This is a genomic window from Pseudomonas sp. B14-6, from assembly GCF_013260315.1.
Classification (GTDB): domain Bacteria; phylum Pseudomonadota; class Gammaproteobacteria; order Pseudomonadales; family Pseudomonadaceae; genus Aquipseudomonas; species Aquipseudomonas mandelii.
Genome location: NZ_CP053929.1, coordinates 2,651,087 through 2,673,279 on the forward strand (window position 1 = coordinate 2,651,087; position 22,193 = coordinate 2,673,279).

A 22,193-nucleotide genomic window follows, 5' to 3' on the forward strand; every position below is an offset into this window, starting at 1 on the left:
GGAAATGTCGGCGACAGGTTGGCGAGGACTCGCCGGCACCGACAGAAGGGATATTGCTTAAACAGACAGGCTTTCGGTCAGCAACTCGACCAGTTCATATTCCAGGTAATCGGCCAATGCGAGCCAGTTCTGCGCCTCCTGACACGCGAACATTTTGCTGAGCAAAAATGCCCATTGCTGTTGCGATGCCTGCGGCGTGGAGTCAAATGCCGGATGCACTTCACCGACCAGCTCGATCATTACCAGGCTGGCTTCGACATCACGCCCCAGACGGAACAAGGCTGCACAGTGCTGCGCATCGGCAACGAAGGTTTCAAGCGCGCTCATGACGCAAACTCCGGATGAAAAACCGTACCGGCGATCATCGCCCCTGCCCGACTGCTGTTATGGAAACGCACCTGTGGGTGGCCCGCAATAAAACGCTCCAGCTCACACAGATAGCTGCGGAAGTTGAGTTGAGTCTTGATGCGCTGGCCGTGGCCATCCAGCACCCAGTGCTTGGCAGCCCCCATCTGCGGCCCCAGATCACCATCGCTCCACCCTGCGTGGGTCTTGTCACCCGGGAAGGCAAAGTCGGCGCCGAACAGCGTGATTTGCACAGCGCCCATTTTCACCGCCAGGTCGACCGCCGGGTGAATCACGCTGCCGCCAACATACAGCTCGCCCCTGGGCAATTGCCGACGCAGCTGCTGGTAGATCGGGCTCGCGGAATAACCGGCATAACGCGGCCCCTGCCAGGCCTGGATCACTGCCGGATCAAGCATGGGCATGAACACCAGCGTGATGTCGGCCGTGCCTTCAGACGGCAGGTGCCGCTGCGAAATGCGCTGGTCGATGCTGACGACAATGTCAGGACGAATGCCGTGCTTGAGCAGCGGACGATAGGCCGTGTCGACGCAGATGAACAACGGTCGCTCGGCTTCATTGCGAATAGCGCGCAAGGTCGCAAAGTGCTGTTCCAGGCTTGGCCCGGTGGCGATGACAAACACCTCCCGCCCCGGCTGTGAACCGAACAACTCGGCCACGTCGCGATCGCCCAGCAACCATTTGAGACTGACCTGCAAGCGCTCCACGATTTCAGGCGACTGCGGATCGAACTCACGATTGTTGAAGGTCAGATGGGTTTCACTGATCAGGCGATCACGGATCTTCGCGCTGAAATCGTCGGCCAGTACCAGCTCGGAGGGCAAGGCAAAAAACGGCAGCTGGATTTCTCCCAGATCGCCGGCATACAACAGCTCGACCCTGGGATCGCTGAGCCACGGCTGTTGATCGAGCAGTTGCAGCACCAAGGCAAACACGGCGCCGTTGAGGATGTGCACGTACAAATGCTCAAGACCGGCGCGTTGCAGCAACTCCATTTGCAGATCGCCGAGCCCGGTGCCGTAGACGTGCGCCACCGGACTGTCGAGCGGCAAACTGTCGGCCTGAAGCACGGCCTCGCGACTGCGATCATGGCGGCTGGTCAGCTGAATGCCATTGATGCTCAGCGTCGAGCCCAGGCCTTCCACCAGATCAGCCTGTAGCAGGCTCGTGTCTTCGACCAGCAAGCGCACAGCCAACGCCGGCCAGCGTTGCTGGATGACGTCGACGTTGTGCTCAAAGAACTCGCTCATGGCGCCTCGCATTGTGTTCGGGCAAAAAAATAGCGCTCAAGATTACACCTTGAGCGCTTTTTTTGTGTCTGGCTTTCTTTGACTAAGACGCCTTGTTCAAGGGCGGTAGAGGATCGCCGAGCCCCAGGACAGGCCAACGCCGAAACCGCTGAGCGCAACGCGCTTCCAGTCGGAGTCCAGCACGTGTTTTTCCAACAGCAGCGGAATGCTCGACGACACGGTGTTGCCGGTCTCGACCATGTCCTTGATGAACTTCTCCGGCTCGCCTTCGAAGCGACGCGCCACAGCGTCGACAATCGCGGCGCTGCCTTGGTGAATGCAGAAGGCGTCGATGTCATCAGCGGTCAGTTGCGAGTCAGCCAGCAGCTCATGCAAGTGCGCCGGGACTTTGAGCAGTGCAAAGTTGAACACCTGGCGACCGTTCATGTAGAACACGCCGTCGGTGACTTTCAAGTGCGGCGCACCGGAACCGTCGGTGCCGAACTTGGCTTTGCCCAGCTGCCAGGGCGCGTTTTCGCCCATCCAGGTCGCGGTGGCGGCGTCGCCGAAGAGCATGGTGGTGTTGCGGTCTTCCGGGTCGACGATCTTCGAATAAGGGTCGGCGGTGATCAGCAAGCCATTCTTCAGGCCAGCGGCTTCCATGAAGCCCTTGATCGCGTAGATGCCGTAGACGTAGCCGGAGCAGCCCAGGGAAATATCAAACGCCGCCACGGTAGTCGGCAGGCCCAGCTTGTCCTGAACGATGGCGGCCGTGTGTGGCAAACCTTCTTCGTCGCCGTTCTGGGTGACGACGATCAGCACATCGACGGATTCACGCTTCAAGTCAGGGTTGTTGGCGAACAACGCGTTGGCTGCTTCGACACACAGGTCCGACGTTTCCTGCCCGGCGTCTTTACGCGGCAGGAAGGCCGAGCCGATTTTGCCCAGGATGAACTCTTCATCCTTTTCGAATTTTGCACCTTGTGCGTAATTGTCCACGCCGGCTACAGGAACGTAGCTCGCAATGCTTTTTATGCCAATCATTACGGCTTCCCAATAATAAACAGCCCAATACCACCGCTCGTAATGATTCGAGGGGCGCCGACAAACAGAGAAAAACGTCGCCCCATGGAGGCGACAACGGGAAGAATAAAAGGCTATCACTGGGCCAAACAGAGACCAGGCGCCACCTCCCCGATTTATACAATACAGTGAAGATGCGCGTTATGACTCGCAGGTCACGCTATTTTGCCGAAACAGACCGACAAGGCGTTATTCGACCAACGACCAGTCCAGCGCGGTTCCACGCTGGATGGCGTGGCGGGCGCGGCGGCCCAGAAGGGTTTCAGCGTGTTTGGGCGCCAGCCCCAGGCCAGGACGGATGGCACGCAGATTGGCGACGGTAAACGGCTCTCCGGCCGCCATATCTTGCGTGACATAGAGCGAGCGTCGGTACACCAGGGACTTGCGCTCGGCCTCGGTCACGCCGTAATGCACCTGGCCCATAGCCTGCCAGGCACGCTCGGTTTCGATCACCAGGCTTTCCAGTTCGGCCGGCTCCAGGGAGAAACTGGCGTCCACCCCTCCGGCCGCACGATCGAGGGTGAAGTGCTTTTCGATCACAGTCGCTCCCAGCGCCACGGCGGCCACAGACACGCCGACGCCCATGGAGTGATCGGACAGGCCGATCTCGCAGCCAAACAATTCACGCAAATGTGGAATCGTGCGCACATTGCTATTGGCCGGTGTTGCCGGGTACGTGCTGGTGCATTTGAGCAGCACCAGGTCCTTGCATCCCGCCTCACGGGCAGCGCGCACGGTTTCGTCGAGCTCGGCGATACTGGCCATGCCGGTGGAGATAATCAATGGCTTGCCGGTGGCCGCGACCCGACGAATCAGCGGCAGGTCGGTGTTTTCAAAACTGGCGATCTTGTACGCCGGCACATCGAGGCTTTCGAGGAAGTCGACGGCGCTGTCATCAAACGGCGTGGAGAACGCCAGCATGCCCAGTTCCTTGGCCCGGGCGAAAATCGGCGCGTGCCATTCCCACGGCGTATGCGCTTTCTCGTACAACGCATATAACGAGGTTCCGGCCCACAGACTCTTTGGGTCCTTGATGAAGAACTCACCTTCGGCCAGGTCCAGGGTCATGGTGTCCGCGGTGTAGGTTTGCAGCTTCAAGGCATGCGCGCCGGCCTTGGCCGCCGCTTCGACGATTTGCAGCGCCATGTCCAGCGACTGGTTATGGTTGCCGCTCATCTCGGCGATGATGAACGGCGGCGCGTCGGCACCGATGGAGCGGTTGCCGATCTTGAAGCTAGTCATTGCTGCGTTCCTTTAATACGCGCGTGAACGCGCAAGCACTCTGAGTAAAACCGGCTTCGCGAAACACCTTCAGCGAAGGCTGGTTGTCCGGCAACACCTGGGCGGTGATGGCCGTCAGTTGCGGCCAGTGGGCCGTCACGAACGTCTCGCCGCGGACCAGCAGCGCCCTGCCCCAGCCCAGGCCGATGCGATCTTCAAACAGATAAATCGAGACTTCGGCTTCAAAGCCGCGCACGTCATAACGCAACACCCCCACCGGACCGTCATCGGTTTCGGCGATCAATAGCAAGCGCCGCGCATTATTCAAACTGGCGGCCAGCCAATGTTGATGCGACGACCATTCAATCGCCCCGGCGTCCAGCGACCAGCGCCGAACCGCCTCGGCGTTGCGTCCGTGGAACAGAAGCCGTGCATCGTCTGCGGTCGCGAGACGGATCTGCAACACCGCACCGGCCAACGCTGCCGCCACCCGCTGCGCCCCCCGACCATCCACCAATTGCCGCGAATGATCGGCCAGGCTCTGGCGTATCCCCTGATTGCCAGCGACAAAACCGATGGCCTGGCGCAGTTGTTCAACGCTCACCTGTTCACGAGGGCCCAGGTAGACATGGGCACCCGAGGCGGCCATGACCTCGCCATTGGCCTGCTGATTGTTCGAGACCGCAATGCAAATCGTCGGCAGCCCCATGGCCGCCCGCTCCCAACTTGTCCCGCCACCGGCACCGACAAACAGGTCGGCCTCGGTCATCAGCCGGTAGAAGTCGCTGACAAAACTGTGCAAGCGCCAGTTCGGCCGAGTCGCCGCCATGGCCTGCATATCGTCCCAGGCCGGGTTGTCGGCTCCGGCAACGAAATCGACTTCCAGCGCATCGAAATCCGCCATGGCCAGCATCGCGTGATGAGTCTGCATCGCCGCATCGAAGCCGCCGAAATTCACCAACACCCGCTCGGCCTGCGGTTTGATCGGGATCGCCGGGCAACGGAACTCATCGCGCAGCATCGCGAAACGTGGGCCGAACAACGTATGGCAGCCAGGCGTGAGCAGTGAGTCATAGGCCGCTGGTGTGCCCGACAGGTTCTGGTTGAGCAGCAGGTCGACGGCGTACTGGCGAGTGGCAAGATCATCCACCGCAGCGATCCGTAGCGCCCAGCGCCGGGCCGCCGTTTGCCAGTGATGGTCGAGGCCGTAGTGATCGACGATGATCCAGTCGAACGGCGGATGGTTTTCCAATGCCTGCGCCAACGCGTCGATGTCCGCCTGCCACGGCAGCATGGATTCGATGCCTTGCTGCGGGTCTTCATCGGGATAACGCCCCGGCAGCGCGAAGGTTTCAAAACCTTCGGCCGCCAGACTGTCCAACCGATGCCCCGGCAGCAGGCGACAGGCAAAGGCAACATGTGAACCCTGCTTGCGCAAGGTTCTGGCCAGGGGCAACAAGCGAGCGATATGCCCGCTGCCAATGGTCGGCGATGCGTCGGAGCGAATCAGCACCCTCATTGCAGTTCGCCTCCAGCCTTCAACGCGGCGTAAAGGTATTCAGCGCGTTTCCAGTCTTCGAGGGTATCGATGTCCTGCACCAGATGCCGCGGCAGAATCACCGGCAGGCTCGCCGGGGAAAACAATACATCGCCGCGCAACCAGGCCTCGCTGCGCCCCCAGTAGAACTGCCCCGCATCTTGAAAGGCTTCGGCCAGGTCCTGCGAGCGGGTGTTGCGAAATTCCGGGTACAACGACGTCAACGCGCCGTGTTCGTCGAGGGTCAAGGCACGCTGCACGGGAAAGCCGAAACCGGCCACGGAAAACGCGAAGGATTTATCCGGGTTCTGCTCCAGCAATTCAAAGCCCTGACGCAGAAACCGTGCCTGCAAGAGGGGTGCGGTCGCGTAGATACAACAGGCATAGTCGAACGCCGCAAGCTCATTCAAGGCATGCACCATCACCGCCGCCGTGCCGGTGAAATCGTCGGCCAACGACGCCGGACGCATGAACGGCACCTGAGCACCGTGCACCCGCGCGACCTCGGCGATTTCTTCATCGTCGGTGCTGACGACCACCTGATCGAACAGCTGCGAATCCAGCGCCGTACAGATTGAGCGGACGATCATCGGCACGCCGTCGAACGGTTTGAGGTTCTTGCGCGGGATTCGCTTGCTGCCGCCCCGGGCCGGAATGATGGCTACGCAGCTCACAACCAGCCCCCGCCGCCCGACGATACATCATGATGTTCAACCCAGAATTCGCCTCAAATGCCCCACCACTTCATCCTGCTCCTCATCCGTCAGATCCGGGTACAACGGCAAGCTGATGGCTTCGGAAAAATAACGTTCGGCCTCAGGGAAGTCGCCGTCCTTGAAACCCTGCTCACGGTAATACGGCTGCAAATGCACTGGAATGTAATGCAGGTTCACCCCCAGCCCGGCAGCCCGTAACGCTTCGAACACCTGAGTCTGGCTGAGTTTGATCTGTTCCAGCTGCAACCGGACAACGTACAGGTGCCAGGCCGATTCGGCACCTGACTGAACGGCCGGCAATGTCACCGCAATACCCGCCAGCAGTGTTTCATAACGCGCGGCCAATTGACGACGTCGGGCGACAAACGCATCAAGCCGCGCCATTTGCGACAGGCCCAAGGCGGCATGCAAGTCGGTCATGCGGTAATTGAAGCCAAGCTCCAATTGCTGGTAGTACCACAACCCTGTGTCCGGCACGCTCATCTGAGCCGGATCACCGGTAATACCGTGACTGCGCAAACGGCGCAAACGGTCGGCGAATTCCGGGCGATTGGTCAGCACCATGCCACCTTCGGCGCTGGTGATGATCTTCACCGGGTGAAAGCTGAAAATTGTCATCGCCGCGTATTGGCCACACCCCACCGGCCGCCCCAGATACGAAGCGCCCACCGCATGGGAAGCATCCTCGATCAAGGTGAAGCCATAGCGTTCGGACAACTGCGAGATCGCGCGCATATCGCAACTCTGCCCCGCGAACGCGACCGCCACCACCACTTTGGGCAACTTCCCGGCCGCTTCGGCGATCTCCAGTTTCTCTGCGAGTAACCGTGCATCCAGGTTCAAGGTGTGCGGGTCGATGTCGACGAAATCGACGTCGGCGCCGCAGTATCGACCGCAGTTGGCCGAAGCGACAAACGTGTTGGGACTGGTCCAGAGGTAATCGCCCGGACCAAGCCCTGCGACCCGACAGGCAATGTGCAACGCCGCCGTGGCATTGCACACGGCTACCGCATATTCAGCCTGGCAGTGTTCGGCCAGGGCTTTTTCAAAGCGCTCGATCGTCGGCCCCTGAGTCAGCCAGGGCGAGTTGAGTACCTCAATGACAGCGTCGATGTCTGACTGATCAATGTTTTGTCGGCCGTAGGGAATCCGGTACGGCATCATGACCGTGACTCAACACACTGCCCAACCAGCAGGCGGCCACAAGCGTCCTTGAACTTCATTTTGCCGTTGCACATGTGCTGAGTCCTTTTGCTGATCAGGTAGCTTATGCGAGCAACTGCGTCCAATTCACGCTGGAAGCATCGCCGAGGGTAAAGCCCTTGCCGGTCAAGGCCAGGTTCTGGTTGTAGGCTGAATCCTGTTCGAAGCGCGATTGCCACTTGTCGCGCAGAGCGGCGCGAGCCTGGGTTGCCTCAGGCAGCACGCCCGGATGCAACAGTTGCGCTTGTGGTGTCCAGACAGTCAGGTAACCGGCATCGGCGACTTTCAGGCACAGGTCGATATCGCCAAACGCTTCGTCGAAATGCTCCTCGTCCAGACCACCTACCGCTTCGAACACGTCCTTGCGAATCATCAGACAGGCACCGGACACTGCCGAGTAGTTCTGCTCGACCTGATGGCCGTTCATGTAGCCCTTGGCGTCCTTACGTTCATCGACAAAGACCGAGCCGATATCGCCATTCAAACCCAGGACCAGACCGGCCTGCGTGGTGACGCCACGAATGTCCATCAGTTTGGCGCCAACGATGCCGACTTCCGGACGCTGGGCCTGGTTGAGCATGGCGTCGAGCCAATTGGCATTGACCACTTCGGATTCTGCCGACAGCAATACCAGGTAGTTCCCCTTGGCCTCGCCACAGGCAAAATTGTTCAGCGCCGAGGCGCTCAGGCGCTGACCGCTGCGCAGTACACGAAGGCGATCGCCCTTGCCTTCCAGGCTGCCCAGCCAGGTTGCGAGTTCTTCGGATTGGCTGTGGTTGTCAGCAATCAGCACTTCGTGACGCTGATAACGGGTACGTTGCAGCACACTGACCAGCGCCCGCTGCAGCGACTCAAGGTTGTCCTGGCTCTGGAGGATGATCGACACCAGCGGCCGTTCAGCGTGTTGATAGTCGATCTGGTACGTCAGCGGCAGTGCCGAGCTGACCTGAGCGCGATAACCGCGCGCCGCCAGAGAGCGGGTCAGCACCTGACGTTCCTGAGCGCTGGATTCTTCTACCGGGGCATTGCAAATCAGCAAGGGTTCGGCCAGATGCGCCAGCCCTGCCAGGCCACCGTCCTCGATCAGGCGCAGCAACAGATCGAACTCCAGAGCCTGGGGGACTCGGTCGAGAAACCTTTGGCCTGAGCCAACACATCACGCTGGATCAACCAGTGGCGCGCCATCAACGACGGCACGGTTTGCAGCAGGTCGAGGTTGACCCCGGGACGGAATACATCCGCCAGAGCGCCGTTGGCCTGACGCTGAAGCTCATCCATCGCCACCGCACGCACACCCTCGGCACCGGCCAGCTCAAGGCTGGCGCGCAGCAAACCGCTGGCAGTGAACTGATCTCCGGCCTCGGCCAGCAACAGCCAATCGGCGGTGGACTGGGCGACGATCTGGTTGATGCGCTCCACATAATTGGTTGTGCTGACTTTGACGAAGTGCACGGTGTCGCGCACGGTCGTGGTCGCCGGTAAATCACCGGTGGTGAACACCACCAGGTTGAACGCCCTGCAGTGACCAGCGACCAAGCTATCGAAGGTCGCCTGCAACTTGACCATGTCGGCGTCCAGATCCAGCAACAGAATGCCGAACTGAGGACCGCCATTGTGCCTGGTCAACTGTGCGGCGATTGCCTTGAGCTGCGCGGCATCCGGGTTACGCGCTTCGAGCCAGTTCAGCAACCGGCCGGACGGCATGTTCTCGAACAATCGGCGGTCTTGCTGACCCGGTAAAGCGTTCAGTCGCTCGGCCCAGGCTTGCAGCTTGAGGCCTTCTTCCGGCTCTTCGCTGTCCTTTAACGACTCCGCCAGGCGCTCGACCACCGCCCGGTTGAACACGTTCAGGCTCAAGGCCTCCCACAACCGGCTACGCACAGTGCGGTCAGTGTCATTGGGGTGAATTTGCATCAACTCATGCTGCTTGAGCAGGATGCCTTCCAGTTCCTGAAGTTGCAGGCGTCCGGCAGGCATGGCATGCAGCAGGAATTCGAACTCGGTCAGCAGGTCGAACACCGGTTTATTGTAGAACGGCATTTCGACGAATTGCTCGGGGCCGAACGAACGAATCGGCTCTTCCCCCGCCTCGCGCCAGGCCGAGCGAATAATCATGGTGCCTTTGAGCGAGCGACCTTCGATCAGGCAATCGGCCATGGCGGTAAAACTGTCCAGGGCGATCTGCTTGGCCTGGACCGCCCCCTTGGCGCTGAGTGGCGTCGGGATCGAGGCCAGGAATTCGGCAAACTGCTCGCGCTCGGCAACGCTTTTGGCGTCTTTGAAGGTCAGCACCGTCAACACGTTGGTGTTGTGGTCCGAGGCGCCATAGTTCATTTCCCGCACGGCGAACGGAATCGGCAGGATCCGTGCCTTCGCACAGGCCAGCAGGTAGAAGGTGTGGCCGATCTCCTGCCATTCGAAACCGGTGCCCGGTGGCAGCAGGCTGTACCACTGTTGCAGCAGATCGGTACGGGTGACCGCATAGAACGGCGGCAGGAAATTATCCATGAACCGCACGACACGGTCTTCAGCCTGCTCCGAGTTGTAATCCTCATGAACCTTGCGGTCGCGGCGGAAGTAGTTCACTTCAGTGGCGCGGGTCAGGTACATGATCCCGTAGCCGTGGCACAGGCCGTAGTCGGGGTTGGCTTCGAGAAACTCCACCGACTCGGTCAGTGCGCGGTGCAGCAGGAAGTCGTCATCGGCAGCAAACACCATGTAAGGCGTGGTGACCTGATTGACGCCGTAGGTGAGTTTTTCCTGCAGCCCCTTGTAGGTGTATTGCGGCAAGTGGCGATAGTCGACCGACGGGAAGTCCCGGGCCATGTTCTCGTCACCCTCAGCAGAGGAGTCCAGAACCAGAACCGTGCAGGGATAGCTGCTGTAGTACTGCAAAGTGCGCCGCAGGAACGCGTTCCGGTTGTGAGAAATCACCACCACCGTAAACCGCTCGTTCAGCGGTGCAACGTTGTTTTGAGCACTGTTTTGAACCTGCATCTTCCTATCCCCACAACCGGCCAATCGCCAAGAACCTGAAACCACTTTTGATTAACGAACGCGACGCAGATAGCCGTCTGGCGCCACGGTGATCAGCAGTTTGTTTTGCATCTGCTGGTCGATCTCGAAGTCCTTGTTTTCTTCCAGGTACTTCCACACTGCGGTTTTCGGGTTATCGCCCGGGCCCCAAGGACGATCCGGGAAGAAGTCCGCCGGCATGTCTTCAACTACGGTGTCCATCACCACGCAGTAGCTGTCCACCGAGACCAACGGCGCGTAAAGACGCAGCTCTTCGAGCACGTGATCGTGAGTGTGGTTAGAGTCCAGCACCAGAATGACTTTCTTGCCTTCGGCCGCGGCGCGCACTTGTGCAGCGATTGCAGGATCAATGCTCGAACCTTCGATCATCTTGATGCGCTTGCTCATCGGGTGGCTTTCGATGGCTTCGCGGTTGTGCGGACGGATGTCGAGGTCAATACCCAGCACTTCGCCGTGGCCTTGCAGCTCAAGCAACGATGCGTAGTAGATGATCGAACCGCCATGGGCGATGCCGCACTCGATGACCAGATCCGGTTTGACCTGCCAGATGATCTCTTGCATGGCCATCATGTCTTGCGGCAGCTGGATGATCGGACGGCCCATCCACGAGAAGTGGTAGCTGTATTTGTGCTTGGCCGATTCGTTGAAGAAGTCCCGGGCCAGGCCGGTGAGTTTCTGGTCATCACCTTGCTGGGCGATCTGTTCCCGGCATTCGGCTTCGAAGGCTTTATTGATGCTGTTGTCGGTCATTTCAAAATTCTCAATGGTCACTGGAACGAAGCGCTGTCGACGGCGTGATAGACGTAGCGTCCATCGGTCATCCGCTTGATTTCTTCGAGGTAGTTGGAGTTCATCACAAACAGGTTGGCGCCTTCGGGCAACGCATCCATGGCCTCTTGTGGCGAGGACACCCGCACGCCACTCAGGGGCAGATATCGGCCTTGTTTGGCCGGGTTGATATCCACCACACGATCCACCGCCACGCCGGCCCGTTGCAGGAACAGCGAATAGATCACGCCTTTGGACGACGCGCCCCAGATCGCCGAACCCTGCTCGGGCGCGGCCTGAATGATCTGCACGGCTCGGTCGAGGCTGGTGGTGAAATCTTCGGGCAGCGTCAGGCGCGACACCGGTTGATCCGGGGTCAGGCGCAACGTCGACAGGTCGGCGACGATGTACAGGTATTGGCCACCGAACAGGTGACCGGCCTCGTGCACCGTGCCGAACATCCGGCGCAGGTCGTCGAGGCGGAAATAATTGACGTGCTCGTAGAACAGGTCGAACCAGGCACGGTGCTCGAGGATCCAGTCGAAGCACGGCACTTCGATGTAGATCTGCCCGCCCTGATTGGCGTCGGCCATTTCGGCGAGGAAACTCACCGGGTCCTGAATGTGTTCCAGCACATGGCGCAGCACAATGGCGTCCGCCGCCAGCCCCAGGCCGCGGGTGAACGGCGCCTTGATCACGTCAGCGTTGTTGCCTTCGTAGGCCGGGTCAATGCCGGTGATGGCGTAGCCCAGGCTTTTCAGCAACTCGAGAAAGTAGCCTTTGCCGCAGCCGACTTCGATCAGTTCCTGACCCTTGAAGTGACGGGCAATGATGCCTTCGACATCGCTCAAGTGCTTCTGGAACTGGCCCGAGTGCGCCTGTTCGTTCTGGTAGTCAGCGTCGTAGCTGAGCTTGTCGGCATTGAAGGCCTGGTTGAAGATCAACCCGCTCTTTTCGTCCTGCACCAAGACCATGTCGGCGCACGCCGACGCTTTCGCCGACGCAGGGTCGGCAAAGGTGCGGTTCTGCAACACCGGCAGGTCGGCGACCCGATACAACTCATGCCTCATGCTCTGCTCCCAGTAGCTGTTGCAAACGGTCCGCCACGCCCCAGAACGCCATCGGTTCGTGGGTCGGGTATGGGTAGTGACCGAGGTTCAGGCGGATCGCCGCGCCACGCTCGCGCAGGCGCTGCTCGACCAGCGCCCGAACCGAAACCGGTTGGCCGCTGGAACAATTGATCACGCCGTCGAATTCACGCTGTTGCACGATGGCGGCGAGGTAGCCGGCGGCCGTGTCGATGGCCAGGTAATCGCGCAGCTGCTCGCCGGCCGACATGTTGAAACTGGCATCGCCGGCATCGATGGCCCGGTCCAGCGCCGCCAGCAAACTGTTCGGGTTTTGCCCCTCGCCGTACAGGTAAAACAGCCGCGCCCATTGCAGGGTGAACGGTTGAACCCGCTGCAGATTCTCAAGGAACAGGCGCAAGGTGTTCTTGGCCAGGCCGTAAGGATTACTCGGCAGAGGCGCGGTCTGCTCGCTGAGCGGTCCGCTCTGCAGGCCGTATTCAAAACAGGTGCCGGTGACCAGCACTTGCGAGACGCCCGCCTCCACCGCGCCCTTGATGAACCGATAGTCGGCCATCAGGTTGTGCTCGAAGTGAAACAGCGCCTGATAGTTCGGCAACCCTGGCCAGGCCAGGTGCGCCAAGGCATCGATGCCATCGGTCAGCGCGGCAATGTCGAGGTCGGCGGCGTGAATATCCGCCGCAACGAATTCCACGGCCTTGATCCACGGCAAGTTCGCGGCGGTCTCGGCGTTACGCGCCACGGCGCGGACTTCGCAGCCACGGGCGAGCAAGGCCTCGACCAGATGCCTGCCGACGAACCCGGTCGCCCCGGTGACCAGGACTTTCACAGGACGGTCAACTCAGGCACGGCGATGACGAAGCGGCCATCCCACTCGCGCACCTGGGCCAGTTGCTGACTGACTTCGTGCAGCAAGTTCCACGGCAGCACCAGGACGTAATCCGGCTTTTCCAGATCGATCTGCGCGGGCGAAACAATCGGAATGCGACTGCCCGGCAGGTACTTGCCCTGTTTGTGAGGATTGGCGTCGGCCACCCAGGCCAGCAGGTCCGGCTTGACCCCGGCGTAGTTGAGCAAGGTGTTGCCCTTGGCCGCCGCGCCGTAACCGACCACGCGCTTGCCATCGGCCTTGGCCTGCAACAGGAAACGCAGCAGTTCGTGCTTGATGCGTTCGGCAGCGGGCGCGAGGGTCGCGTAGTACTCGGGCGTTTTCACCCCGGCGGCGAGTTCGGCTTGCAGCTGCTGAGCCACCGCTGGCTGCACCTCGCGGCGCACACCATCGGCGCGCTGGACAAAGACCCGCAGCGATCCGCCATGGGTCGACAGCTGGCTGACGTCGAACACTTCCAGACCGTTGCGCGCGCACAGGGTCTGGACAGCGGTCAGCGACAGATAGGAATAGTGCTCGTGATACAGCGTATCGAACTGCTGCCCGGCCATCAGGGTCAGCAACTGCGGAAACTCGAACGTCGCCACGCCGGTCGGCTTGAGCAATGTCGCGAAACCGCCGAGGAAATCATTGATGTCGGGCACGTGGGCCAGCACGTTATTGGCCGCCATCAGGTCGGCGGACCAACCGTCGGCGATCAGTTGTGATGCCGTGTCGCGGCCGAAGAACAGCTCTCGGATCTCCAGACCTTTTTCCCGCGCCGCTTGTGCGGTGCTGCGGGTCGGCTCGACGCCCAGGCATGGGATGCCGCGCCCGGCCACGTACTGCAACAGGTAACCGTCATTGGCCGCAATTTCCACCACGCGGCTGTCGGCGGTGAGGCCGAAACGCTCGACCATTTCGGCGACGTATTTGTCGGCATGGGCCAGCCAGGTGCTGGAGAACGAACTGAAATACGCATACTCGGCGTCGAACAGGCTGTCGGCGCTGGTGTAATCCTCGGTCTGCACCAGCCAGCATTGCTGACACACCGCCACTTTCAGCGGTACCCATTGCTCGGCTTGTTCCAGCTGATCGGCGCGCACATACGCGTTGGACGGCGGCGAGGTGCCGAGATCGATCAGCGGCAAGGCCAGAGAAGTCCCGCAACCACGGCAGTTCATACACGTACTCCAGCGAAGTGTTCATCAAGCAAAGGATGGCTGGAATCCCGTGCCGACAGATTATTGACAGGCAACGGCCAGGCAATCGCCAGCCGTGGATCGTTCACGCTCAAACCACCCTCGTGCACCGGCGTGTAATCCGCGCTGTGCAGGTAGAGCAATTCAGCGTCGTCGGTCAGGGTCTGGAAGCCATGGGCGAACCCGGCCGGGATCAACAGGCTGCGACCGTCGCCAGCCCGCAGGTGTTCGGCGTGCCAGTGCAGAAAGGTGTCGGAGTCGGGGCGAAGATCCACCGCGACGTCCCAGACTTCACCGCGCAGGCAAGTGATCATTTTGGCTTCCGGCGCGCTGGCGTTCTGGTAATGCAGACCGCGCACACTGCCGCGTTCGCGGTTGCAGGAATGGTTGATCTGGCGGATATGAAACGGCTCACCGAATGCACTCAGGCTGCCTTCACAAAACAGCCGTGCAAAGTGCCCGCGCTCATCTTCGAAGCGTTTGTGCTGAACGCTAAACAGTCCGGCGAGCGGCAATGGCTGCAACAGAAACTCGCTCACAGCGCGCCTCGGTACAGGTTCAACTGGCTCAGCGTGATGGCGCGCATGTCGTCACCGTTCCGCCACGCCAGGTGCCAGTCGAGGGTCTGGGTCAGGCACTGCTGCAATGACCAGCGTGGCTGCCACGCCAAGAGTTGACGGGCGCGGCTGCTGTCCAGACGCAGCAGACCGGCCTCATGCAAATCACTTGGTTCGATGCGCAGGCCACGGGCTTGCGGCCAGCGGCTGGCGAGCAGTTCGACAACTTCGCCGACGCTGCACATATCAGCTTCGCTTGGGCCGAAGTTCCAGGCACCGGCAAATGCCGGGCCTTTTTCATAGAGCCCGGCGGCCAGTTGCAGGTAACCGGCCAACGGCTCCAGCGCGTGCTGCCACGGGCGTACGGCTTGTGGGTAACGCAGGGTCACCGGTTCGTCGGCGGACCAGGCTTTAAGCACATCGGGGATCAAACGCTCTGGTGCAAAATCACCACCGCCCAACACATTGCCGGCACGCGCAGTGGCCAGGGCCAGACCGTGTTCGGCATGTTTGTCGGCCGGGAAGAACGACGCCGCGTAAGACTGCGCCAGCAACTCGCAGCAGGCTTTGCTGCTGCTGTAGGGATCGTGTCCGCCGAGGGCTTCGTTTTCGCGGTACGGCCACAGCCATTCCTGATTGGCGTAGACCTTGTCGGTCGTCACCAGCACACAGGCGCGCACGCCGCCGACCTGGCGGATCGCTTCGAGCAAATTGAGGGTGCCCATGACGTTGCTGGAGTATGTCCCCAGCGGGTCGCGATAACCCTCGCGCACCAGCGGCTGGGCTGCCAGGTGCAGGACGATTTCCGGTTGGGTTTCGGCGATCAGCTCCAGCAGCGCGCCGAGGTCACGCAGGTCGCCGCGCTGATCGTTGATGCCTTCGTGCACCCGCGCCAGCTCGAACAGGCTCGGCTCGGTCGACGGGTCCAGCGAAAAACCGCTGACCTCGGCCCCCAGGCTTTGCAGCCACAACGTCAGCCAACTGCCTTTGAAACCGGTGTGGCCGGTCAGCAGGACCCGCTTGCCGCGCCAGAACTCCGGACTCAGTCCCATTGTTTCCATGGGGCCTCCCCGCTCTGCCACAACGCTTCGAGGTGGTTCTTGTCACGCAGGGTGTCCATCGGATGCCAGAAACCTTCGTGCTCGAAGGCCTTCAACTGTTCATCCTGGGCCAGACGGGCCAAGGGCTCGGCTTCCCAGGTGGTCTCGTCACCGCCGATGTACGACAGCACTTTCGGTGAAAGCACAAAGAAGCCGCCATTGATCCAGCCACCGTCGCCACGGGGCTTCTCGGTGAAACCGAGCACCTGATCGCCGTGACGCTCCAGGGCACCGTAACGGCCCGGCGGTTGTACGGCAGTGACGGTCGCCAGGCGACCGTGGGCGCTGTGGTAGTCCACCAGTTGACGGATATTGATATCGGAGACGCCGTCGCCGTAGGTAAAGCAGAAGGCTTCTTCATCCTTGAGGTAACGGCCGGCGCGCAGCAAGCGGCCACCAGTCATGGTTTCTTCACCGGTGTCGATGAGGGTGACGCTCCACGGCTCGCTGTAGTTCTGGTGCACGTCCATGCGGTTGTTGCGCATGTCGAAAGTGACGTCGGAAGTGTGCAAGAAGTAGTTGGCGAAGAAGTCCTTGATCGCATAGCCCTTGTAGCCAAGGCAGATCACGAAGTCATGAATTCCGTGGGCGGAGTACTGTTTCATGATGTGCCAAAGAATTGGCTTGCCGCCGATCTCGATCATCGGCTTTGGCTTGAGGTGCGACTCTTCGCTGATCCGCGTACCGAGACCACCTGCCAGAATTACTGCCTTCATCGCTGTCCTCTTGCTCTTCGCGCGGCCTGGGCACCCTCGCGAGGGTGGGCGGACCGTCAGATGCACATCATTTACCCGCAGCCATTGAGCCGTTCACACCCATTGGGGTGAAGGTTTTATGGCGATATACGGGGGACTTGCAGGAAGTGAGCCAATTGCGCAGGACAAAAAAGATCGCAGCCTTGGACAACTGCTGCAGGTATCAATACATCCCTGTAGCGGCCCAAGGCTGCGATCTTTTGACGTTTAGAGGGTAATCACGGGATCAGTCAGGCAACCAACCCCACAACCAGTGATTGAGGTTGTCGCCCCGCAGCATGAAATCGCGGTGAACCGCTTCACGCAATTCATCGCCCATACGGTAGCTGGCGTCCGGGTCGACCAGGTGCATGCGGATCGCCTGCAGCCATTCGTCCGTGCTGTTGCTATAGACCCTGGTACACGGCAGATGGCCGCGATAGGCCTCGGTGTCGGTGCAGATCACCGGGTATCCACAGGCGCCGTACTCCAGCAAGCGCAGGTTGCTTTTGCAGTCGTTGAAGATATGGAATTCCAGCGGTGCCAGCGCCAGGTCGAGGTTCAGGCTGGCCAGTTTGAACGGGTAGCTCTGCAAGCCGATGGTGGAGTGAAACTCGTGGACATACGGACGCAAGGCATCAGGGCACATGCCGAAGAACACCCACTCGACTTGGTCCGCCAGTTCGCGCACAACCTCGGCAATGATCTCCAGGTCACCGGTGTGGCTGGTGCCGCCGCCCCAACCGACTCGCGGCTTGCTGGAGGTGCGCCGATGGCTGGTCAGCGTCGCCCATGGGGCCGGCGATAGCATGTTCGGTACTACGCGGATTTCGCTGTGCATGCTCGACAAGGCATCGGCCAGCGGCTGAGTGGTGACCACTACGCGATCGCACAGGCCAATGCCTTCGCGCAACAGCTGCTCGGTATTGACCGGTTTGTTGCGGGCGTGGGTGTTTTTCTTCGGCGCACTGACGATGTAGTCGTCGAGTTCGAAAATTCGTAGCGCACTGGAGTACTTTTTCATCCGCAGAATGTCACCCGCAGCGCCTTCGCTGTAACGCCCTTGCAGAATGATCGTGTCTGGTGACAGACGCTCGATCTCCACGGTCGACGGCGACTCATAGGCCACCCGCGCGATCACCCGACCGGCTGCTTCGAGCTCAGCCAGTGGCGCGGTTACCCGGTAATGGCCAACGGCGGTGCTGTTAACCGGCAGACCGAGAATCAACGGCAAGGCACGGGTGCAGAACGGGTTCCAGTTATTGCGCAGTGACGGCTCCAGACTGAAGCTGGAAATCCCAAGGCTCAGCGCCGGGCTGTAGGCCGGATCCTTGGCGATCTTCGGCAGCCATTTGCGATAGAAATCCTCCTGTTCACGCTCGCGCAGTGCCAGTGTCGAAAGCCCTGCCGGCGACACCTCTTGCTGCACCCATACCACGCTGGCGTAAGGCGTCCAGACCACCAGATAACCATCGTTGCCTGCCCGCAAACACAAGTCGACGTCGCTGAGGCCCTGGGTGAAAGTCACCTCATCGAATTGCTCGAGTTCATCAAACACTTGCTTGCGCACCATCAGGCAGAGATTGCTCACCGCACTCCAGTTCTGGGTTACGTGTAATCGCTGCATGTAGCCGCGAGAACCGGCCGCTTCGCCATAAAATGGCGAACCGACCGGCCCGGCCAGGCCAAGAATCAACCCGGCACTGACGATCGAGCCCTCGGGGCTGAGGATACGAGCACCGACCACACCCACTTCGGGGCGCTGGGCGTGATTGAGCATTTCATCCAGCCAGTCGCTGTCGCAGATCACTGTCTGCGCGCTGAGCAGCAGCAAATATTCGCCATGCGCCAGGCTCGCGGCAAAGTTACGGATCGCCGCGTCGTTGGCATCACCGGCGTAACGCAATACTCGCAGCATTGCGGCGCCCAGCTGCGCCATCGCCTCCAGCCAGTCGAGCATCGCCGGGTCGTCCGTGCCGCTGTCGACGATCAGGATTTCGTATTGGCCGTAAGCCGTGCGCTCGATCAGGCCTTCGATGCACCGCTGCAACGCGTACAGCGAATCGCCGGTCTGGATGATGATCGACACCAAAGGGCGCGCCCCATGGAGGTAGTCGATGCGGTTGATCAACGGCAACTCTTCCTGCCGGATCGAGTGCGCCACACCAATACGTTCCAGGTGTGCGCTGACCATCCCGGCGTTGTTCTCGATCACCTCCGGCAACGACAGCCAGGCGGCGAAAGACTGACTCGACTCAATCTGGATTTCGGCGATGTGCTCAATGGTTTGCGGCCCGGCCTCTTCCACCAGACGCCATAACAAATCGTGCGGCGCCAGCTCACCGTGAGCCGAATCGAAGCCGCCCAGCGTCATGAAGCGCTGCCGCTCGAAGGCCAGGGTTCGGCCGACGTAGGGATAAGCACGCATCAGATCGAGATTGAAATCGGGTTTGAACACCGGGTCGATCGACTCGCCATCGACCAGCGCGCCCTCATCGCTGTAGGCACAGAGAATGCCCGCCGAACCCGCAATGCGTTCAGCCAGGATCAGCAGGGCCGACTCGCGCAAAGTGTCGCCAGCATGCAGCAGATAAAACCAGTGAGCGCCTTCCAGCTGCGGCACCACCGCATTGAGTTGTTGCGCCCAATCCGCCTGGAACGGCAACTGCACCACACGATCGTCGGTCGCGCACAAGGCATCAGAAAGCACCACCACCGCCTGCGGCGTGTAAAGCTGTCGGCTGATGCTTTGCAGCGTAGTGTTCAGCGCTGCACTGTCAGCGCCGCTGTCGATCACAATCGGCACGATCTGCGGACGGAATGCCCAGCTGTCGAGGCGTTGCGGCATGAGCTGCTGCTCGACATCGGAGAACCTGCGGATCGCCAGCCATTCGCGATAGAAATCGGCGTAGCTTTCGCTCTCCCCGCCCACCCGACCATTCACCACTGTGTTGCGGTTGCCCAAAATGCGCACCACGCACAATTCTTCCCAGGCGTGGGGCTGGTCGGTGATTTTAGTCAGCTCGATGTAGCGCACCCAACCCGATGCCGGTGCCGATTCACCGCTGCGTGCCGCGAGCATCTGCGAAAGCCAGCTCCACTCCACCGCTGCGGCCTTGACCATTTCCGGGGTTTTGCTCAGACGCTCCGGGTACAAACGTTCGGTACTCAGCACAGTGCTCAGCGACACCAGATTGCCGCGACGCATCAAGCACACGAACAAGGCGAAATCGAGCATGGCGACGAAACCGGCGCCTTCCTGAATCAGCGCCGGCAACAGCTCCAGTACATCGACGCGACGCATCAGGGTCGAACTGAAGTTGCCGAGGAAATTCTTCGGCGTACCTTCGAAGATCGCCAGCATGTCATCGCCCTTGAGCAAGGCGTCGTTCGGTGAGAACCGGCAATTGTCGACCCGTGGCGGCAGGATGAAATTGCCGGCGTCGCTGAGCATCCGCAGGGCAAAGACCACATTAACGTCCGCGTGGTCGATCAACACCTGCGCCTGCAAGGCTACGCTGGGTGAAAACAGACGGTCGTCATCGCACAGCACTTTGATGAATTCGCCACGGGCTTCTTCGACGCAACGCAATACGTTCTTCTGCAAGCCCAGACGCTGCGGATTACGCAAGTAGCGAACCGGGTGAGCCGGCTCGATGAAGGCCTCGACAATGTCGCGGATATCGTCGCCGGACGAATCGTCACAAATGACGATCTCGATGTGCTCGTAGGTCTGGGCGAGCGCACTTTCCAATGCCTGACTGAAGAAGCGCGGGTTGAAGGCTGGGATGACGATACTGACGAGGGGGCGTTGATTCACGGCAGGAAACTCTCGAGCGGCGGGCCTCTACCCTTTCAGGCAGAGGCCCCGGAACCGCTTACAAAAAGACGGTTGGCAGCTCGGCAGGCGCTGGCTCAGACCTTGTTGAACAGGCCCAACTGAGCGATCTTGCTGAAGGCCAGTTGCGAGGCCTGCAACATGGTTTGTTGCAAGGTCAGACGGGTCATCACTTCAGCCGGATCGGAATCGCGGATTGACGATTGGGTCTGGGCATTGGCCAGCGTCAGGCTCTGGTTGGTATCGTTCTGGGTCTCCAGAGCAGCACCGCGACCACCCACCGAACTCAAGGCGCTGGACAGCTGATCGGTGCCGCTGGCCAGGTTGGCAATACCGGAAGCCAGTGACGCTTGCAGCTTTTGAGTAGCGATCGGGTCACCATTGGTTGGTGTATTCAGAGCGGTTTTCAGTTGGCTCACGGTGTCCAGGATGTTCTGGGTTTCGTGAGTGTTGACCGCGATGCTGAACTGATCGTTGGCAGCCGGCGCACCGCTCAACGTGAAACTCACACCCGATGCAGTGGCGACGCTGCCGGCCATGGTTCCGCTAGACACAGGCTTACTGCTGGCCGTCAAAGGCGCCGCATACAGGTCGAAGGCGGTGGCGCTGGTGAACTTGAGGATCGCCGAACCGGTAGGGAAACTGGCGTGGTAATCCGCCGGGTTGGTGATGCTGCTGGTGGTGACCTGCGCCGCCGAAGCGTTGCCCGGGCTGCCGGTTGCACTGAAGGTGTCCGGCTTGGCCGCCAGGGTAAACGTGTGGCCAGGCAGCACGGTCGCCGCCGTATCGCCGGCACTCAGGTTGATGTTCAGGGTCAGCTCGACGCCACGGAAAGTGACGGCCTGGCCGTTCTTGCTGGCAGGGTCGAACGCACCGCCCTGACTGGCTTCGGCAGTCACGTCATTACCGCCCGAGTCGGTGATTTTCAGCTGGGTGCCGCTGACGAAGTCCACGGTATACGGCTCGCCGCTGCGGAATTTGGCGTTGTAGGTGACGTTCGACGACACCTGGCCGTTGGACAGGGTCACGCGGCCGTCATCCACGACCGGCGCGGTCCGGGTGACCTCGCTACGGCTGGTGTTGATCGCCTGCTGGAACGCTTCCCAACCGGTGCTGTTGGTGGCCATCGACATGGTGTCGCCGATCGCCAGGTCAAGCGTCACCTGGTCGCCGTTGTAGCTGTAGGTGCCATCGTTGTTACGCGTGAACGGAATTGTATCGCCCTTGGAACCGGCGAAGATGTATTTGCCGTTCTCGTCCTTGCTATTCATCAGGCTCAGCAACTGCTCTTCGATCTGCCCCAACTCCGATGCGTTGGCCTGGCGATCGGCATCGGTGTAACCGGCGTTGCCGGCGCCCACAGCCAATTCCTTGGCGCGCTGCAGCACGCTATTGATGCTGGTCATCACCGCTTCGGTCGTGCCCAGGGTCGCCTTGATGGTCGTGGTATTGGCCTTGTACTGATCAAGCATCGACGCCTGTTGACCCAACTGCAGCAGACGCGAGGCGCCAACCGGATCATCGGCGGCGGTGTTGACGCGAACCAGGCTGCTGGCCTCTTCGCTGCTTTTGACTACGTTGGCGAAATTTTTCTGGTAGTTCGCAGCAGAGGACTCGTAAAACTGGGCGGTAGAAATGCGCATGGGC

Annotated in this window: 16 protein-coding genes and 1 pseudogene; all 17 read right to left on the bottom strand. The window is 60.6% G+C overall.

Annotation, left to right across the window (positions count from 1 at the left end):
• Positions 1–57: 57 nt before the first annotated feature.
• Positions 58–327: a hypothetical protein gene (locus tag HP062_RS12075; RefSeq protein WP_010456982.1), complete on the bottom strand. Its 270-nt coding sequence runs from the start codon at positions 325–327 to the stop codon at positions 58–60.
• Positions 324–1,616, bottom strand: coding sequence for a motility associated factor glycosyltransferase family protein (locus tag HP062_RS12080; RefSeq protein ID WP_172791448.1), 1,293 nt, complete (start codon positions 1,614–1,616; stop codon positions 324–326). The genes HP062_RS12075 and HP062_RS12080 overlap by 4 nt, the downstream gene beginning before the upstream one ends.
• A gap of 96 nt (positions 1,617–1,712) precedes the next feature.
• Positions 1,713–2,639: a ketoacyl-ACP synthase III gene (locus HP062_RS12085; RefSeq protein ID WP_010456985.1), complete on the bottom strand. Its 927-nt coding sequence runs from the start codon at positions 2,637–2,639 to the stop codon at positions 1,713–1,715.
• Positions 2,640–2,867: 228 nt separating this feature from the next.
• The gene (pseI, locus tag HP062_RS12090; protein ID WP_172791449.1) at positions 2,868–3,920 is read right to left on the bottom strand and encodes a pseudaminic acid synthase; all 1,053 of its coding nucleotides are present in this window, start codon (positions 3,918–3,920) and stop codon (positions 2,868–2,870) included.
• Positions 3,913–5,418, bottom strand: a complete 1,506-nt coding sequence (gene pseG / locus HP062_RS12095; protein WP_172791450.1) for a UDP-2,4-diacetamido-2,4,6-trideoxy-beta-L-altropyranose hydrolase — start codon at positions 5,416–5,418, stop codon at positions 3,913–3,915. Before pseG ends, pseI begins: the two co-directional genes overlap by 8 nt.
• Positions 5,415–6,110 (bottom strand): pseudaminic acid cytidylyltransferase, encoded by a 696-nt coding sequence (pseF, locus tag HP062_RS12100; protein WP_145309658.1) that lies wholly within the window; start codon positions 6,108–6,110, stop codon positions 5,415–5,417. The genes pseG and pseF overlap by 4 nt, the downstream gene beginning before the upstream one ends.
• Positions 6,111–6,146: 36 nt before the next feature.
• Positions 6,147–7,316, bottom strand: a complete 1,170-nt coding sequence (pseC, locus tag HP062_RS12105) for a UDP-4-amino-4,6-dideoxy-N-acetyl-beta-L-altrosamine transaminase (RefSeq protein WP_010456993.1) — start codon at positions 7,314–7,316, stop codon at positions 6,147–6,149.
• A 103-nt stretch (positions 7,317–7,419) separates the two neighbouring features.
• Positions 7,420–10,352, bottom strand: a pseudogene (locus tag HP062_RS12110) (TIGR00180 family glycosyltransferase).
• A 51-nt stretch (positions 10,353–10,403) separates the two neighbouring features.
• Positions 10,404–11,141 (bottom strand): cephalosporin hydroxylase family protein, encoded by a 738-nt coding sequence (locus HP062_RS12115; protein WP_010456998.1) that lies wholly within the window; start codon positions 11,139–11,141, stop codon positions 10,404–10,406.
• Between the two features lie 17 nt (positions 11,142–11,158).
• Positions 11,159–12,229 (bottom strand): class I SAM-dependent methyltransferase, encoded by a 1,071-nt coding sequence (locus HP062_RS12120; RefSeq protein ID WP_083375977.1) that lies wholly within the window; start codon positions 12,227–12,229, stop codon positions 11,159–11,161.
• On the bottom strand, positions 12,219–13,076 hold the full coding sequence (locus HP062_RS12125; RefSeq protein ID WP_172791451.1) for an NAD(P)-dependent oxidoreductase: 858 nt from the start codon (positions 13,074–13,076) through the stop codon (positions 12,219–12,221). Before HP062_RS12125 ends, HP062_RS12120 begins: the two co-directional genes overlap by 11 nt.
• Positions 13,073–14,299, bottom strand: a complete 1,227-nt coding sequence (locus HP062_RS12130; protein ID WP_083375975.1) for a class I SAM-dependent methyltransferase — start codon at positions 14,297–14,299, stop codon at positions 13,073–13,075. The genes HP062_RS12125 and HP062_RS12130 overlap by 4 nt, the downstream gene beginning before the upstream one ends.
• Positions 14,296–14,856: a dTDP-4-dehydrorhamnose 3,5-epimerase family protein gene (locus HP062_RS12135; RefSeq protein ID WP_172791452.1), complete on the bottom strand. Its 561-nt coding sequence runs from the start codon at positions 14,854–14,856 to the stop codon at positions 14,296–14,298. The genes HP062_RS12130 and HP062_RS12135 overlap by 4 nt, the downstream gene beginning before the upstream one ends.
• A complete protein-coding gene (gene rfbG / locus HP062_RS12140) occupies positions 14,853–15,935 on the bottom strand; it encodes a CDP-glucose 4,6-dehydratase (protein ID WP_169856630.1) in 1,083 nt (360 codons plus the stop codon). Before rfbG ends, HP062_RS12135 begins: the two co-directional genes overlap by 4 nt.
• Positions 15,917–16,690 carry a glucose-1-phosphate cytidylyltransferase gene (gene rfbF / locus HP062_RS12145; RefSeq protein WP_008072576.1) on the bottom strand — a complete coding sequence of 258 codons (774 nt, stop codon included), beginning with the start codon at positions 16,688–16,690 and terminating at the stop codon, positions 15,917–15,919. The genes rfbG and rfbF overlap by 19 nt, the downstream gene beginning before the upstream one ends.
• Positions 16,691–16,955: 265 nt before the next feature.
• A complete protein-coding gene (locus tag HP062_RS12150; RefSeq protein ID WP_172791453.1) occupies positions 16,956–20,528 on the bottom strand; it encodes a glycosyltransferase in 3,573 nt (1,190 codons plus the stop codon).
• Between the two features lie 95 nt (positions 20,529–20,623).
• Positions 20,624–22,189, bottom strand: a complete 1,566-nt coding sequence (locus HP062_RS12155; protein ID WP_172791454.1) for a flagellar hook-associated protein 3 — start codon at positions 22,187–22,189, stop codon at positions 20,624–20,626.
• Between the last annotated feature and the right edge of the window lie 4 nt (positions 22,190–22,193).